Annotated in this window: 14 protein-coding genes; 8 read left to right on the top strand and 6 right to left on the bottom strand. The window is 61.8% G+C overall.

From position 1 onward, the window contains the following. Positions 1-58 precede the first annotated feature (58 nt). Positions 59-1,531: an FAD-linked oxidase C-terminal domain-containing protein gene (locus BRAS3843_RS31675; protein WP_008973286.1), complete on the top strand. Its 1,473-nt coding sequence runs from the start codon at positions 59-61 to the stop codon at positions 1,529-1,531. A 31-nt stretch (positions 1,532-1,562) separates the two neighbouring features. Beyond that, positions 1,563-2,597 carry an MBL fold metallo-hydrolase gene (locus BRAS3843_RS31670; protein ID WP_008973285.1) on the top strand — a complete coding sequence of 345 codons (1,035 nt, stop codon included), beginning with the start codon at positions 1,563-1,565 and terminating at the stop codon, positions 2,595-2,597. Between the two features lie 148 nt (positions 2,598-2,745). On the opposite strand, the gene hpaD is transcribed toward BRAS3843_RS31670, so the two are convergent. Further along, positions 2,746-3,591 (bottom strand): 3,4-dihydroxyphenylacetate 2,3-dioxygenase, encoded by an 846-nt coding sequence (hpaD, locus tag BRAS3843_RS31665; protein WP_008973284.1) that lies wholly within the window; start codon positions 3,589-3,591, stop codon positions 2,746-2,748. A 256-nt stretch (positions 3,592-3,847) separates the two neighbouring features. Between hpaD and BRAS3843_RS39970 the strand changes: the two genes are divergently transcribed. Beyond that, positions 3,848-4,312, top strand: a complete 465-nt coding sequence (locus BRAS3843_RS39970; protein WP_175361172.1) for a RidA family protein — start codon at positions 3,848-3,850, stop codon at positions 4,310-4,312. A gap of 118 nt (positions 4,313-4,430) precedes the next feature. Here BRAS3843_RS39970 and BRAS3843_RS31655 read toward each other — a convergent pair whose 3' ends face one another. The 3 genes from BRAS3843_RS31655 to BRAS3843_RS31645 all read right to left on the bottom strand — a co-directional run bounded on the left by BRAS3843_RS31655 (position 4,431) and on the right by BRAS3843_RS31645 (position 6,681). Continuing rightward, the gene (locus BRAS3843_RS31655; RefSeq protein ID WP_008973282.1) at positions 4,431-5,009 is read right to left on the bottom strand and encodes an amino acid synthesis family protein; all 579 of its coding nucleotides are present in this window, start codon (positions 5,007-5,009) and stop codon (positions 4,431-4,433) included. An 8-nt stretch (positions 5,010-5,017) separates the two neighbouring features. Further along, positions 5,018-5,881 (bottom strand): fumarylacetoacetate hydrolase family protein, encoded by an 864-nt coding sequence (locus BRAS3843_RS31650; protein WP_008973281.1) that lies wholly within the window; start codon positions 5,879-5,881, stop codon positions 5,018-5,020. A 98-nt stretch (positions 5,882-5,979) separates the two neighbouring features. After that, positions 5,980-6,681 (bottom strand): FCD domain-containing protein, encoded by a 702-nt coding sequence (locus BRAS3843_RS31645; protein ID WP_008973280.1) that lies wholly within the window; start codon positions 6,679-6,681, stop codon positions 5,980-5,982. Between the two features lie 112 nt (positions 6,682-6,793). Between BRAS3843_RS31645 and BRAS3843_RS31640 the strand changes: the two genes are divergently transcribed. The 5 genes from BRAS3843_RS31640 (at position 6,794) to BRAS3843_RS31620 (ending at position 11,966) form a co-directional block, all read left to right on the top strand. Next, positions 6,794-7,786, top strand: a complete 993-nt coding sequence (locus tag BRAS3843_RS31640) for a zinc-dependent alcohol dehydrogenase family protein (RefSeq protein ID WP_008973279.1) — start codon at positions 6,794-6,796, stop codon at positions 7,784-7,786. 11 nt (positions 7,787-7,797) lie between these two features. Beyond that, positions 7,798-8,709 carry a VOC family protein gene (locus tag BRAS3843_RS31635; protein ID WP_244425524.1) on the top strand — a complete coding sequence of 304 codons (912 nt, stop codon included), beginning with the start codon at positions 7,798-7,800 and terminating at the stop codon, positions 8,707-8,709. A gap of 16 nt (positions 8,710-8,725) precedes the next feature. Continuing rightward, positions 8,726-9,763, top strand: a complete 1,038-nt coding sequence (locus tag BRAS3843_RS31630; protein ID WP_244425523.1) for a tripartite tricarboxylate transporter substrate binding protein — start codon at positions 8,726-8,728, stop codon at positions 9,761-9,763. A gap of 55 nt (positions 9,764-9,818) precedes the next feature. Continuing rightward, positions 9,819-11,294: an amidohydrolase family protein gene (locus BRAS3843_RS31625; protein ID WP_008973276.1), complete on the top strand. Its 1,476-nt coding sequence runs from the start codon at positions 9,819-9,821 to the stop codon at positions 11,292-11,294. A 90-nt stretch (positions 11,295-11,384) separates the two neighbouring features. Beyond that, positions 11,385-11,966 carry a VOC family protein gene (locus BRAS3843_RS31620; RefSeq protein WP_008973275.1) on the top strand — a complete coding sequence of 194 codons (582 nt, stop codon included), beginning with the start codon at positions 11,385-11,387 and terminating at the stop codon, positions 11,964-11,966. Between the two features lie 9 nt (positions 11,967-11,975). Here the strand turns inward: BRAS3843_RS31620 and BRAS3843_RS31615 are convergent, their stop codons facing one another. Together BRAS3843_RS31615 and BRAS3843_RS31610 are read right to left on the bottom strand one after the other, a co-directional pair. Further along, positions 11,976-14,099, bottom strand: coding sequence for a HAMP domain-containing methyl-accepting chemotaxis protein (locus BRAS3843_RS31615; protein WP_008973274.1), 2,124 nt, complete (start codon positions 14,097-14,099; stop codon positions 11,976-11,978). 338 nt (positions 14,100-14,437) lie between these two features. After that, the gene (locus BRAS3843_RS31610; RefSeq protein WP_008973273.1) at positions 14,438-15,424 is read right to left on the bottom strand and encodes a LysR family transcriptional regulator; all 987 of its coding nucleotides are present in this window, start codon (positions 15,422-15,424) and stop codon (positions 14,438-14,440) included. Positions 15,425-15,483 lie beyond the last annotated feature (59 nt).

Here is a 15,483-nt window from a genome sequence, read left to right as displayed (position 1 = left end):
GTCGTGTGCAACGGCTGAAGATTGTCGCATCATTTGGGGCAGGAGCCCGGTCGAAGAAATGCTTGAAACCGTTAAGGGAGCGCCATCCCTGCTGGACGCGACTTGGTCCGTTGCAGCGCCGCGCGTGTCGGCCAGACAGGTGGGGATCGTGATCGAAGAAGCGCGCGGCTTCCTTGGCGAGCGGCTGTCGACAAGCATGGCGCTGCGTGAACAGCACGCGCACGGTGAGGGCCCAGCTTTGCCTCATTTGCCGGATGCCGTCGCTTTCGTCGAGACGGTCGACGAGGTTAGGCAAGTTCTGGCGCTCTGTCATCGAGAGGGGGTGCCAATTGTTCCGTTCGGCGCGGGTTCGAGCCTTGAGGGGCAAGTGAACGCCGCTTGCGGAGGAATAAGTGTTGATCTCACCCGGCTGAACTCGATCATCGAAGTCAATCGAGAGGACATGGATTGTTTGGTCGAACCCGGTGTCACGCGCGAGCAGCTCAATAGCTTCATTCGCGACGCGGGACTATTCTTTCCCGTTGATCCCGGTGCGGAGTGCACGATTGGAGGAATGTGTGCGACTCGCGCAAGCGGTACGAATGCGGTGCGGTACGGGACCATTCGGGAAAATGTACTTGGGCTGGATGTCGTTTTAGCAGATGGCCGGCTCATTTCGACCGGCGGCCGCGTGCGTAAGGCCGCCAATGGATACGATCTGACCCACCTCTTTGTCGGTTCGGAGGGAACACTCGGCATCATCACAAAGATCCGTTTGCGCCTTCACGGCATACCTGAGGCAACCAGCGCCGCCGTGGCGCAATTCCCAACTCTGGCCGCTGCAGTCGAGACAGTCTTTATGACGATGCAGCTCGGTATTCCGATTGCGCGCGTCGAGCTTCTGGATGACGTGCAAATGGGAGCGAGCATCGCCTATTCCAGGCTCGAGGGTTACGAGGCGGTCCCGACCCTGTTCTTTGAATTCAACGGCAGTAGTTCGAGCGTGAAAGAGCAGGCCGAACTCGTAGAGACCATGGCGAATGACGCTGGAGCAGTTCGCTTCGTGTGGTCCAGCGGGACCGAGGCACGCAATCGGCTGTGGACCGCCCGACACCGGGCGTATCCGGCCGCAGTCGCTTTGCGTCCGGGGGCGAAAGGCATTGCTACCGACGTTTGCGTGCCGATCTCGCGGCTTGCCGAAGCTGTTCTCGGAGCGAGAGAGGATATTGCAGCGTCCGGATTGATCGCACCAATTGCCGGCCACGTCGGAGACGGGAATTTTCACTGCTGCATCCTGGTCGATCCGGACGATCCCGTTGAAGTCGAGCGAGCGCTTACGCTGGATCACAAGATCGTCGCGCGCGGTCTCGCCCTGGGCGGGACTTGCTCCGGAGAGCACGGAGTCGGTCTCGGAAAGCGCGGCTTCCTGGAGCAGGAACATGGAGCTCAGGCTTTGGAGGTGATGCGATCGCTTAAGATGGCGCTCGATCCGAAAGGAATTCTCAATCCAGGCAAGCTTTTCCCAGGGCCGCCGTTAGCATCCGCGTCATGAGCTCACCTGTTAGCATCGAAAGGAACATGCGATGAATTACCAGTCTTGCCTCGCCCCACGAGCGTTGGCGTCCTCCCAGACCTCGTGGAGGAAAGCCGGATTAACTCCGCATCTTGGTCTTCTCGCAGGCGCCATTGTAGCCCTGACATCGTCTTTCGGAACGGCAGCCCTTGCGCAGCCGTTCGAGGGGTGTCCGTCGAAGGAAATCCTGGCTCAATTCGAGGAGTTTGGCCGCACCAAGAAGATGCCACCCGAGCTAGGTGCTTGGCTGAACAATCCCAAGGCCCAGCACATCGAGCCCTGGAAGGCTTTCGATAACGTCTATTATGTCGGCGTTTGCTGGGTGTCGTCTTGGGTGATACGCACCAGTGACGGCGTGGTGTTGATCGACACGTTGCACGAGCCTCATGTTGACCAGCTCATCGCCAATTTGCGCAAGGTCGGCGTCGACCTGGCCGACATAAAATACGTGCTGATGACGCATGGGCACTTCGATCATGTCGGCGGGGCCGCCAAACTCAAGCCTCTGCTCCCGAATGCGAAATTCGTGATGACCAAGATCGGCTGGAGCGAAGCGATCGCGGGAGCGAAGCAATCCGAAGGAACGCCACGTCCGTGGTCAATGATCGATCAGGATGTTGTCGTCAAGGACGGCGATGTCATCCGTTTAGGCGACAACACGTTTGGCGTGTTGGAGACCCCTGGTCATACCCAGGGTACAGCGTCGTACACCTACGACGTGAAGGATGGCGCAAAAACCTATCGCGCCATCACGGTCGGCGGACTCGGGCTCAATGCGATCGAAAATTCGAAGCAGGTCGAAGGGTACATTGCAAGCCTCGACAAGATTAAGAAGCTGGTTGAGCAGCCCGCCAATCCTGTGACGGTGCATCTCACGACGCATCCGTTCTCGAACGGATTGACCGAGCTCCGCGAGAAAGTCATTTCGCGCGCACCAAACGAGCCAAATCCTCTTGTCGACCCGCAGGGCTTGCTCAATCAGCTGGCGTATCTGCGCAAGGGAGCGGAAGAGCGGCTGGATATCGAACGCAAGGCGGGACGCTAGTCAAGCCGGGCGATGTTGTCGAGGTGGAATCCACTCGGATCGGTGTTCTGCAAAACACGGTCGTCGCCGAGGAGCTGTAGGCCTCAAGCGGAAGCATAATGACAACGAGGCCGGTGTGGCCAGCCTCGGTGTGCTCCGTTCGTCGCCTTCAAAGATGATGCTCGGCGATGATCTGGCCGCTGCCCGATGACGGGAAGTAGGGACAAAGCAGCTCGGTTTCTCCCATGTATGCGTCCCAACCGAGTAACCCGAACATCATGTGGGTATCGGCCATCAGAGCCTCGCCGTTGCACTTGGTCGAGTATTCGGGGAGCATGCGGACGAACTCCGCATAGCGTCGTTCGTTCCATAGATCGAGGACGCGCAAGTCGACCTGGCGGTTGAATTCGCTGCCGACCTGTTCCCACTGGCTGTCGCCGACTTGCTCGTTGGCAACGAGCTTGTGCGACATGGAGCCGGATGCAAGGACGGCGACCTTGCGGTTAGAGGCGGCGATCGCGGAAGCGCAGGCCACACCGAACTTGCGGTTCTCCTCGACGCTGGCGAAGATCGGAGCAGCAACCGAGAGAACGCGCGCCCAGCCGCCTTCGTTCATGTAATGCATCGGCACGATGGTGCCGTACTCGAGCGGTAGCGTCTCCACCTTGTGTGCCAGGACCTGGAGACCGTGGCTCCTCGCTTCGGCTGCGATTGCGTCACCTAGCTCGGGATCGCCGGGATAGTCGTAATTCATGTTCTGAATCATATGCGGCGCTTCATGGCTGGTATAGACGCCGCGATGGCGCGCGTTTGCGTTCATGTGACACCCGAAATTCGAGATCCAATGGGTATCGAATACAAGGAACGTGTCGGCCTTCCTGTCGCGGGCGCGCCTGCCGATTTCGCGCAACGCCTGAATAGCCGCTGCTCGCTTTCCCTTCAGCGGTCCGTCGCGCTCCGAGATCATGATCGAAGGTACGTGCGCAATCTTAGCCGCCAATACGATGTCACCCATGGACGCCTCCTCGTTGAGTTGATCCGGTGACCGTATTTGCCTTGGCCGCAGCGATCCTTAATGCAGATCAAATGTAGAAGGTGCCACGCGCGGGTTGATCATTAAGCGCAGCTTATCGATTACAAAGAAACTATCGATTGTGAGGCCATGTCCTCCTCGAAAGACTGCATGTTTGCGCGGGCGCCGTTACCGCCCCCTTATGTGCTATCGAGATGGGGTAATGCAGGTGAGGCAGGTAGTTTCGAAATTGGCGGGAGTGGCGCTGTTGTTGGCAGCAGTGTCTTCGCCGGCTGTGGCGCAGGATGCAGGCGGCTACGAGAAACAAAGCTACAACTATAGTGAATGGGCCAAGGGCCGCTTTTCAGAAGTGGTGACTGTGAGGAATCCGGGACGACTGTTGTTCTTGGGCGGTATCGGCGCGGAAGATGAGGCAGCAACATCCGGCGGAGCGATCAAGCACGTTGGAGACTTCGGCGCACAATGCAGGTACGCGTGGGACAAGATCAAGCGTATCCTGGAGAAGCAGGGTGGTTCTTTGAACGATGTTATCAAGGTCACCACGTTTGTGACCGATATCAGGACCTTTCCAGAGGCAGGAAAGTGCCGGAGCGAAGTTTTCGCCGGATCGACCCAGCCAGCAGGTACGTTCGTCGCGGTCAGTCAGCTCGCATGGCCAGGCATGATGATCGAGGTCGATGTGATCGCGGCAACCGCCAAATAGGCTTCGGCTTGACGCCTTGTTTGAAGATACAAGGCGCGGGGTCGAACCGTCGCCTTGTTGTTAATTCAGAGGGCTCCTGACAGTGCCCGGAGGTTTTGATGCGAGACGCCGTCAATCCTCAGCGCTGCCCATCGTGCACAGAGATATCGGATGCGGCGAGCCCGCCGATCCGCGCATGAGGCCTGCCGCCGGTCGCCATTACCAGCCCGAAAGCGATCTCGTCTCGTCTGGGCGCATCCCATAGCGTCATCTCCGCGGTGCCGAAATGGCTGCGCACATAGCACGCATGGATGTGTCCAAGCGGAACCATGAGACGCGTGCCTGGCCCGCCGATGGTCTTTGCCGCCGGCACGATCGCCTTGGGCTGACCGAGTACCTCGCGCATGCCCTGGCCACCGGCTTCATGCCACACCGCGCCGTGTTCGAGCTCGCCGTCTTCGCCGACGATGATGCCCTTGCCATAGGCTTCAATGTGCGAGACGCCTCCGAGCTGCGCGATCAGGCGCGTTGCAAGTTCGCGCCCGAGCTCACGCAAGGACGCCTGAAACGGCATCAGGTTGGGCTCGTAGCGACCGGCGAAGGGATTGCGGATGATCGCCACGGCCGTCCCGACCAACAGCGGCTTCTCCAGGCGAGGCCCGCGTTCATGCCAGATCTCCTCGACACTGAGCGCGGTCTTGCGAACATCGTAGGACATGCGCGCCTCTATGCTTCGTCGACGACCGGATTGCGGAGCACGCCGATGTTCTCGATCTCGACCTCGACCACGTCGCCAGGCTTGAGAAAGATCGGCGGCTTGCGGGTGAAGCCGACGCCGGCCGGCGTGCCGGTGGCGATGACGTCGCCGGGAACGAGGTCGAAAATGGTCGAGCAGTATTCGATCAGCCGCGGGACCGAGAAGATCAGCATCGAGGTATCGGAGGACTGCACCACCGCGCCGTTAACGCGTGTCTCGAGCTTTAGCTTGGCAGGATCGCCGATCTCGTCCGGCGTAACGAGCCATGGTCCGAACGGACCGGTGCCGACGAAGTTCTTGCCGGAGGCAATTTGCCCGGCATGGCGCTGCCAGTCGCGTACGCTGACGTCGTTGTAGATCGAATAGCCCGCCACGTGATTCCAGGCATCGGCCTGGCTGATGTGGCGACCGCCCTTGCTGATGACGACGGCGAGCTCGCCTTCCCAGTCGAAATTGTCGGAGACCTTCGGCCGGATCACCGGCGCGTTGTGGCCGACCTGGGAGCGCCAGACCCGCAGGAAGATCGGTGGAAACTCGGTGATCTCGCGCTTCATGCCGAAAGCTACCGCTTCGTTGTGGTGGTCGAGATAATTGCGCACGGCGCAGACGATCTTTTCGGGACGCGGGATCGCCGGAAGGTATTTGACGTCAGCCAGCGCCATCGTCGGCTTGTGTTCGGCGACAATGGCCTCGCGGCGCGCGTAGTCGTCGCTGCCGAGAAAGTCGGCGAGCGTCGGATATTGGGGTAGGGCACGGCCGAGATCGACCACGCCATTTTCGACGACGGCTCCCCAACTTTCCCGATTTCCATCCAAGAACGACAGCAGCTTCATGCTTCTACCCCAAAAGTTCGCATTTTTTCGATCTTGGATATTATTTTCGAAAATTATGGGAGACGCAAGCCTGACCCGAGCGAAAATGCCGACGCGTCCTATTCGGTCTCGAGCAGGTGCCCGGCGTATTTCGCGACATTGTCCGCGGTGGTGCGGATATGCGTCTCGATCAGCGGCACGGCGAGATCGGCATTGCGCGATATGGCGGCTTGCATGATCGCCTGGTGCTCGCCGGCCTTGTCGCGGGGGCGTGGCCGGAAATTGGCCGACAGATGCCGGTATCGCTCGGCGCGGTCGAACAGCTCGGCGCGGATCGCGAGCAGGGTTGCAGAGCCGCAGGCGGAGACCAGCGCCTGGTGGAATTGTCGGTGGGCGATCTTCCATTCGGGATCGCGCAGCGGATGCTCGGGATCACGTTGTTCGATGCGTTTCAGCCTGTGAAGCGTCGAGATGACGGCAATCTCCCAGTCGTCATCGCCCTTCTGGATCGCGCGGCGGATCAATTCGACTTCGATGAGGACCCGGGCGTCGGTGACCTCCACAAGATCCTGCCGGCTGACCGGCGCAACGCGAAATCCGCGCTGCTCCTGGGCGTCGACCAAGCCCTCGGCGGCGAGGGCGGTCAGCGCCTCGCGCAAAGTGGTGAAGCTCGCGCCGAAACGCTCGCGCAGGACGTCGAACCTCAACGGCTCGCCGGGGGCCAGACCGCAGGTCACGATCTCCTCGCGCAGCCGATGGGTGATGTCGGCGGCGATCGTCTTGCCGAATTCCTTGCGGGGGCGAATGGCGCTGTCAGGCATGGTCCTGCCTTTGAATCGATAGCTCAAGATGCCGCGCCACGGACCATCTTGCAATAATTTTCGTAATCGCTACTATTTTCGAAAATCAGAGTCCGAGGAGGGGTATGAGCTCATGAGAGCGGTCCTGGTACGTCAACCGGGCGGGCCGGATGCCCTTGAATTGGTCGAGCTGCCGGTGCCCGCGCCCGGTGCCGGACAGGTTCAGATCCGTGCCGAAGCATTCGGCGTGGGGCAGCCGGACGTGCTGATCCGCCGCGGCGTGTACAAATGGATGCCGCCGCTGCCGGCCAATCCCGGCAATGATGTTACTGGCCGCATTTCCACGCTAGGGTCGGGGGTTGAAGGCTTGCGCGTCGGCCAGAAGGTCCTGCTGAGCGCGCGTGATCTATCGCAGCGCGGCGGCTGTTATGCTGATTATGTCGTCGCTCCCGCCGACGCCGTGCATGTGCTTCCCGACAATGTCGATCTGCAAGCAGCGGTGTGCCTGTCGAATTATCAGGTGGCTTACGCACTCCTGCAGGAATGCCGCCATCCGCGCGCGCCCGCGAGTGTCCTGGTGATCGGCGCTGCCGGCGGCGTTGGCACCGCGCTGGTGCAACTGGCCAAGCTGGCACAGATGACCGTGATCGGCACGGTCTCCACCGACGAGAAGGCCGAGTTCGCGCGCCGTCACGGCGCCGACCACGTCATCTTCTACCGCAGCGAAGATGTCGTGGCGCGGACCCGCGAGTTGACCAAGGGCGAGGGCGTCGGTCTCGTTCTCGACCACGTCTGCGGACCCGAATTTGCCTCCTATCTTGGTGCGCTCGGAAAATGGGGCACGCTGCTGTCATACAACGCCTTCGCCGGGCTGCCGGAAGAAAATCTGATGGCCGCGATGCGCAATCATCTCGATATCTGCCCGGCCGTGCGCTGCTTCTCCTTTCACATCTACGACCATGATCGCGAGGGCCGTCGCGCGCTGATGCGCAACGTGATCGAGGCCCTGAGCCGCAATGCGATCAAGCCGGCGATCTCGGCGGTTCTGAAGCTGGATGACGTCAGGCAAGCTCACACCTTGCTGGAGCAGGGCTCCGCGCTCGGCAAGATCATCATGACGCGTTGAAAGAGTGGACGATGACAATGACCACGCAGGGACCCATTGCTCGATTCACACGGCTGAGACACGCCACGTTCACCTCGCCGGATACGGAGCGATTGCTGGATTACTACCGCGGAGTGATTGGTCTCGGTCTGGCCGGCCGCGATGGCGATCGTATTTTTCTTGCCAGCGATTCCGAGCAGCTTTCGCTTGTGATCGAGCCCGGCGAGGCGGCTTTGACGAGTATCGCGTTCGAGATCTCACCTGATGTGGAGATGGAGGCGCTGAGGGCGGCCCTGAAACGCATGGATCTGCGTCCAGAACTGCGCAGTGATCCTCTGCCAGGCGTCTCCAGGCTGCTATCGTTCATCGATCCTGAAGGAACGCGGTTCGAATTGATTCAAGGCTGGACGCCGACGCCGGCGCAGGAGCGGATCGGCGCGCTCGCCGTCACCAAGCTGGGTCATGTCGCGCTCAGGACACCCGACCCGCTCGCGACATCGAACTTCTGCGCAAACGTCATGGGCTTGCGGGTCTCCGATTGGGTCGAGGACCGCTTCGTCTTCATGCGCAGCGGCTACGAACATCATACGCTGAACTTCGCCCGTGCTCCCGTGCGTAGCCTCCATCACCTCGCATTCGAATTGCGCGGCCCTTCCCACATGCAACAGGCTTGCGATCATCTCGCTCGCCACAAGCTCAATATCCTGTGGGGACCAGTCCGCCACGGCCCGGGCCACAATACGGCCGTCTACCACCGCAATCCCGATGGCCATCTGGTCGAGCTGTTCCACGATCTCGATCGGATGATCGACGAAGAGCTCGGCTATTTCGATCCGCGCCCTTGGCATCGCGATCGTCCGCAGCGTCCGAAAGTCTGGGTTGGGCTGCCGCGCGACGTCTGGGGTCTGCCGCCGTCACTTGAATGCGTCGAGTTCGCCCGTTAGGCGCTCGGCACTCTTCTTGAAGACCGCCGCGTCGCCGCGGCCAACGAAACAAAGTCAAAGGGAGGATGCATCCATGCAATGGATGAGGCGGATTGCTGCGACCGGATTTCTGCTTGGCAGCATCATGGCTGCTGGCCCTGCCCAATCGGCAGATAACTACCCGTCGCGGCCGATACGTTTGGTTCATGGCTTCGCTGCTGGTGGAGCGGCCGATACGCTGTCGCGCATCGTTGCCGACGGGCTCTCCAAGAAACTCGGGCAACCGGTCGTCGTCGAGGCCAAGCCGGGGGCAGGCGGCAACATTGCGGCGGACGCGATCGCCAGGGCTGAGCCCGACGGCCATACGATCGGCCTCGTCACGGGCGCCCATGCCATTTCGGCCGCGACCTATAAGAGTCTGAGCTACCAGCCGACCGAAAGCTTCGACATGATCTCGACGCTGGTCTACTACGCGCTGGTCATTGCAGTGCGTAACGACTACCCGGCCAAATCGCTCGGCGAATTGATCGCGATGGCAAAGGAAAAGCCGGGCGCGCTCAGCTTCGGCTCGGTCGGTTTCGGCAGCACGCACCATCTCGCAGGAGAGCTGCTTAATGCGATGGCCGGCACCGAGATGGTGCACGTCCCTTACCGTGGGGATTCCCAATCCATTACTGCGCTGCTTGGCGGCGAGGTTCCGGTCATCATCGGCACGCCGGTCCTGCTCGCAGCGCAAATCCAGAGCGGAGCCGTTCGCGGGTTGGCAGTGACTTCGCCAACGCGGACCGCGCTTTTGCCGAATGTCCCGACGGTCGAGGAAGCCGGAGTCAAGGGATATGACGTGCGCACATGGGCGGGCCTTCTTGCCCCCAAGGCCACCCCGCCTGCCATTGTTGCGGCACTCAACGCGGCGACGCTCGAGATCCTCAAGGAATCCGAGATCAAGAATCGCCTGGAAACAGCCGTGGGAGGCGAAGTCCGTGGCAGCTCCCCCGAGGAAATGAAGAAGCTGATCCAGTCTGAAATCGCGAAGTGGTCGGGCGTGGTGGAGGCGGCGAAGATCCCGAAGATCTGATCCGTGCGTTCGCTTCGCGGAAAAACGGAGAGAAGCTTGCAGGGGAGGGAGTATCATGGATCGTCGTTCTTTCGTGGAGGCGCTGTTGGCTGGCACCGCCATTTCGGTCTTTGGCGGACCGCGGTACAGCCTTGGGGCCGAATTCGTCCTTAACGCGCGCAATGCGCCGAAGGGCGGAAAGGTTCTGATCAAAGGCGGATCCCTGATCACCATGGATCCAGCGGTGCCTGATCTGGCCGGTGACGTGCTGATTGAGAACGGTAAGATCGCCGCAATCGGCCGGCAGGTCGAGGCGGCAGGTGCCGAGATCGTCGATGCCAGCCGACTGATCGTCGCGCCTGGTTTCATCGAAACGCACAGGCACACGTGGCAATCCTGCTTGCGACACCTCGGCGCGAACTGGAGCGCGGCCCAGTACTTCGCCAACAATTTCTTCAAGTTCGGCGTCGTGATGCGTCCAGAAGATGTCTATGCCGCCAATCTGATCGGCCGGCTCGCAGCGCTGGATGACGGCATCACGACGCTCGTCGACTGGTCTCACATCATGAATAGTCCGGCTCACGCCGATGCCGCAGTCCAGGGTCTTCGCGATGCATTGGCGCGATCCGTCTTTGCGATGGGCTGGCCGCAGGCCCCGGACCCTGCGAAATGGATATCCAAGAGCACCCAGGACAGTCCCGATGACATCAGGCGCGTGCGAAAGCAGCATTTCAGCAGCAACGACGGGCTTGTCACCCTGGCCATGGCCGGCAGGGGGCCTGACTTTGCGGTGATCCAACAGGTCGGTCGTGATCTATCGATCGCGCGCGATCTCGCGATACCGACCACGATTCATGTAGGTTTTGCCGTCCCTGGCGGCATCAAGGCGATGAAGGAGGCAGGACTGCTAGGCTCCGACATCACACACGTCCATGTGAAAGACAGCACCGACGAGGAGCTGCAGTTCATCCGGGACACGGGCGGCACCGTCTCGATCTCGCCGTTAGACGAGATGCTCCGCGTGCGCTGGCGTCGTGGGCTGCCGCCGGTCATCCGGATTGTCGAAAAGGGGCTGGTCACAAGCCTGAGCTGCGACAGCGAGTCGACGTCCTCGGGCGACATGTTCTCGATCATGAAGACCACCCTGGCTGTCGGGCGCTACCAAGCGAGCAATCCCAGCGACGATCGGCCGGAGCCGCCCAACTGGAACGCCGCGAGGGGCATATCGACGCGAAAGGCTTTCGAGATGGCGACGATCGAAGGTGCTCGAACGGCGGGCCTGGAGAAGGTGACTGGCTCGCTCACCGTCGGTAAGAGCGCCGATATCATCCTCTTGCAAGCGGACAATCTCGCTTACTATCCTCTGCAGAATCCCGTGGACGCGATCGTCGGCGCGGCAGATGCCGGTTGCATCGAGGCTGTCTTCGTCGCCGGCACACCGGTGAAGTTTGGTGGGAAGTTGCTCGACGATGCGCTCGTTGCGAGAGCCAGGCGCCTCGCAGCCGAATCTCGCGAGTACTTATTTCAGAAAGTCGGATTCGCCCGCGGCTGACCAAGGATCGGCCGCGGCCCGCGCCCGCAACCACTTCGCTCGAGGTTCCTGTCGAGAGTCATCCAAGAACTGCTTAGCTGGAAAATCAACATGACTGAAGCCACGTCGAAGGTGGAATCCTCGCTGCACTCACGTCCGAACCTCAGTCACGTAGGCATCTATGTCTGGGATATCAATAAGATCGAGGACTTCTACTGCAAGACCCTCGACCTGGTGGTTACGGATCGTGGCGTCGGCAGCCGTTTCCAAAACCAGCTCGTTTTCATGAGCTCGCAACCGAACATGCATCATCAATTGGCGCTTGCCTCGGGCAGAGCGCAAAATGCTCCTAGCACCGTGATGCAGCTGTCCTTCAAAGTCACAAAGTTGGAGCAGCTTCGTTCCGTGCGAGCCAAAGCCCTGGCCAACGGCGCAACCGAGCTGTTCGGACTGAACCACGGCAACGCCTGGTCGATCTACTTCAACGACCCCGAGGGTAATCTGGTCGAAGTCTATGTGGATACGCCGTTCCATGTGCCGCAACCGCACGGCGATCCGCTTGAACTTGAAAAGACCGATGAGGAGCTCTTGCGGGAGACCGAGGAGGCCTGCCGAAAGGACCCTGGCTTCATGATGCTTTCCGAGTGGGAGCGGCTCATGTCGCAGCGTCTGGGGAACGACAAGGCTCACTGATCCATGGCCTCACGCCGCGCGCATGGCCTCCAGGAAGCTGCCCACCTCGCGCTTGAGGCGGCTGGAATCGCCGGCCAGTGATTTCGCCGACGACAGCACCTGCGCCGACGCGGCGCCGGTGTCCTGGGCGCCCCGCTGCACATCGCCGATATTGTCCGACACCTGCTGGGTGCCGTGGGCGGCCTGCTGCACGTTGCGTGAGATTTCCTGGGTCGCCGCGCCCTGCTCCTCGACGGCGGCGGCGATCGTGGAGGCGATCTCCGACAGCTTTTCGATGGTTTCGCTGACCTCCTTGATGGCGCCGACCGACTCCTGGGTGGCCGATTGCACGCCGGAAATCTGCTGGCTGATCTCGTCGGTCGCTTTCGCGGTCTGCTCGGCCAAAGCCTTCACCTCGGAGGCCACCACGGCAAAACCACGGCCGGCATCGCCGGCGCGCGCCGCCTCGATCGTCGCGTTGAGCGCCAACAGGTTGGTCTGTCCGGCGATCGAGTTGATCAGCTCGACGACGTCGCTGATCCGGGCCGCGGCCTGCGACAACTGCCCGACCCGGCTGTTGGTCTGGCGAACCTGCGCGACCGCCTCGCCGGCGATCCTGGCCGAGGTCTGCACCTGCCGGCTGATCTCGTTCACCGAGGATGAGAGCTCTTCCGCTGCCGAGGCGACGGACTGGACGTTGGCCGAGGCTTCCCCGGAGGCCGATGCCACCGCGGTCGCCAGCTCCTGCGACCGATCCGCCGTCCTGGTCAGCGTGTCCGCCGACGTCTCCAGGCCGCTCGCCGCGGTCGAGACCGTATTCACGATCTCGGCGATCGCGGTCTCGAAGCCGCGGGTGATGCCGTCGAGCCGGCGCGCGCGCTCGATCTGCACCTGGGCGTCGCGGGACGCAGCCTCATCGGCGGCTTTCTTGGCGATCAATGCCTCCTTGAAGATGTTCAGCGCGCGGGCCATCGCGCCGATCTCGTCCTTGCGGGTGTCGTTCGGGATCTCCGCGCTCAGCTCGCCATTGGCGAGCCGCAGGGTCACGCCGGTCAGGCCGACTAGCGGACCGATGACGCCGCGGACGACGCCGATGACGGCTGCGACCGAAACCGCCGCAACGAGCAGAAGCACGCCGAGCGCAACAGACAGCCGGAGCCGCGCCGCGGCGATCGCTTGGTCGATCGCCTGATGCGCCGACGTCAGCGCCGCGTCGCGCAGCACGATCACGTTGTTGAGCATCGGCGTGGTCCAGCGGCTCCACTCGTCCACGCTGATGGGCGCTGGCTGGCCGTCGCGCGCGGCGGTGACGATCTGGCGGTAGCGGCGCTCGCCATCGCCCATCAAGGTCGAGCGGACATGCTCGAGCGCAGCAGACACCTCCGGCGCGTTGCGGACGCTGCGCGCGGCAAGTTCGATCTGCTGCCAGAGCAGCGTCACCTGCCCGCTATTCTCGGTCACATCCGCGAGACGGGCCGGCGTCCAGCTCGTGTTCTGAATGAAGAAGCGCAGCACCGACGAGCGCCCGCCATTGATGTTGCGCATCGACTGCGACAACTGCGCGAGCTGTGCCGATGGCAGGAGGTTCTCGACCTCACCGCCGGTCCGTGCAAGTTCGATCGCCGTCTCGTCGATGGCGGTGCTGAGCGCGTCGGCCGCGCGCCCGAGCCCGTCGGATGTCGTGGCCTGGATATTGGCTGGGCGCTGTGCGGCCGGTAGCTGCGCCGCGCCTCGCGCTGCCGCGCGGACATCCGTCAGCGTCTGCATGGCCGCGTCGACATGCCTGGTCGGCAAGCCTGCCGTCTGCACCCCGGTTCTGGCCCGACCGAGTGCCTCGTCCGTCGTCGCAATCGCCTTGTCGAGCTTCGCCATGTCCTCGGGCGACGCCGCTCCAGCCAGGCCGAGCACAGTCCACTGACCGCGCTCGAGCGGGATCGTGGCGTTCACCTTCATCACCAGCTCGAAGGCATCGAGGACCCGCGCGGCCTGCTCGCGCTTGCCGAGATCTCCCCAACTGCTCCAGGCGAGGATGCAGGCGAAGGCCATGGCAAAAATCCCGGTCAGCAGGGTGCCTGACAGGATCTTCCATTTCAGGCTGACCGCTCCTGCCTCCCGGTGAAGAGGATCGCTCTGCATCGTCGCGAGATCAGACATCGGTCATTCCAATCGATTATGATCTGCCGTGTTATGACTTCGATACCGCCGGCAACCACGGATCGCGGCAGCACTGCCGCACCATCATGATTAGGAAAAATTGCGACTAATCTCTTAAAATGTGCTATTTCGGACGGTATTTCGATGTAGATCAGATCAGTTGGACAAGGTTATCAGTTGAGCAAAGACGCCGGCTCGCTCGCTTCCTTGAAGCTGTTTGAAGCGCGGGTTCACCGATCCACGCCGTCGCGAGGCGATGCGGGGTGGCGATCATCAAGTGGCGGATGCGACGGGGGCGCTTTTCGGCAACGGCGGACAAATCCCACCGATGGCCTCCTTTACGGCCTTGCTCTTGAGCGCGATGGCGGCGCGGATCTCTTCGATGCAGGCACCGTCCCTTTGCGGTCTGTGCTCGCCGGCCGAGCCGCCTGATCCTCGAGAATGGCTGCGCGCAACCGCTCAGTCAGCCGCTTCAGCGCTGGGGACACATACCCTCCCTTACGGCAGAGAAAGCACAGGGTCCTCCGCATCGTTGTGTACCTGCAGCGAAGCTCGACCAGCCCAGTGCCCAACCGGCCTTGTCGCAGGCTGCGCCGCGGAACGAAGCTGAGCATATCGGATTTCTCGACGAACGCTGCGACCAGTTGCGCCGAACCGATCTCGACGCGCACATTGGGGGGCGCGAAGCTGCGCGCAACAAACGCGGCGTCCAGCCATTGACGGCTGGCAATGGCCGCGCCGGTGAGGACCCAATCGAACCGGGCCATGTTCCGCATGTCGACGCTGCCGCTTTGATCCAGCGCGTGTCCGGCACGGGCTACCACAACAACGTCATCCTCCACCCAATCCTGCCGCTCGAATTGCGACTCGTCTTCTCTCAGCGCGGTGGTGATGATGCCGTCAAGCTGGTCATCGGCGAGCTCGCGCCGCAGGGCATCGTTCAATCCAACCTGCACTGCGAGCGAGATGCCCGCCGACTCCTCCCGATACCATCCAGCAAGGGCCGGGAGCATCGCCTCGACGATTGAGGTGCCGAGGCCGATACGAATATGGCCACGCTCGCCGGCGGCCTGCTCGGCCGTGTGGCGCAACGCGTCCGCCATCGACACGCGCATTCGCCGCGCATGTTCCAGAAGTGTCCGGCCTGGCTCGGTCAACGCCAGGCGTCGCCCTCGGCGCTCGAACAGCGGCGCCTTCACATGTTCCTCAAGGCGCCGGATGCACTTGCTGAGCGCTGGCTTGGTTCGCCCGACTTCCACCGCAGCTCGGCCAAGATGGCCCAGGCGGGCGATGGTTTCGAAATACACCAGATCCCGAATATCCATTGGCCAATCGTTTCCTGATATTCAACGAATGATGAATTTTAGAAACTAGACGTAGACGA

The sequence above is a fragment of the Bradyrhizobium sp. STM 3843 genome, assembly GCF_000239815.1.
In the GTDB taxonomy this organism is placed as follows: Bacteria; Pseudomonadota; Alphaproteobacteria; order Rhizobiales; family Xanthobacteraceae; genus Bradyrhizobium.
The sequence above is the reverse complement of the archived record's forward strand: the minus strand, read 5'-3'. Positions and strand labels throughout refer to the sequence as shown.

Coding starts and splice junctions, on each gene's coding strand:
- BRAS3843_RS31650 (WP_008973281.1), bottom strand. CDS start 5,881: ATGAAGCTGCTGTCGTTCTTGGATGGAAATCGGGAAAGTTGGGGAGCC.
- BRAS3843_RS31645 (WP_008973280.1), bottom strand. CDS start 6,681: ATGCCTGACAGCGCCATTCGCCCCCGCAAGGAATTCGGCAAGACGATC.
- BRAS3843_RS31675 (WP_008973286.1), top strand. CDS start 59: ATGCTTGAAACCGTTAAGGGAGCGCCATCCCTGCTGGACGCGACTTGG.
- BRAS3843_RS31610 (WP_008973273.1), bottom strand. CDS start 15,424: ATGGATATTCGGGATCTGGTGTATTTCGAAACCATCGCCCGCCTGGGC.
- BRAS3843_RS31655 (WP_008973282.1), bottom strand. CDS start 5,009: ATGTCCTACGATGTTCGCAAGACCGCGCTCAGTGTCGAGGAGATCTGG.
- BRAS3843_RS31670 (WP_008973285.1), top strand. CDS start 1,563: ATGAATTACCAGTCTTGCCTCGCCCCACGAGCGTTGGCGTCCTCCCAG.
- BRAS3843_RS31635 (WP_244425524.1), top strand. CDS start 7,798: ATGACAATGACCACGCAGGGACCCATTGCTCGATTCACACGGCTGAGA.
- BRAS3843_RS31640 (WP_008973279.1), top strand. CDS start 6,794: ATGAGAGCGGTCCTGGTACGTCAACCGGGCGGGCCGGATGCCCTTGAA.
- BRAS3843_RS31625 (WP_008973276.1), top strand. CDS start 9,819: ATGGATCGTCGTTCTTTCGTGGAGGCGCTGTTGGCTGGCACCGCCATT.
- BRAS3843_RS31620 (WP_008973275.1), top strand. CDS start 11,385: ATGACTGAAGCCACGTCGAAGGTGGAATCCTCGCTGCACTCACGTCCG.
- hpaD (WP_008973284.1), bottom strand. CDS start 3,591: ATGGGTGACATCGTATTGGCGGCTAAGATTGCGCACGTACCTTCGATC.
- BRAS3843_RS31615 (WP_008973274.1), bottom strand. CDS start 14,099: ATGTCTGATCTCGCGACGATGCAGAGCGATCCTCTTCACCGGGAGGCA.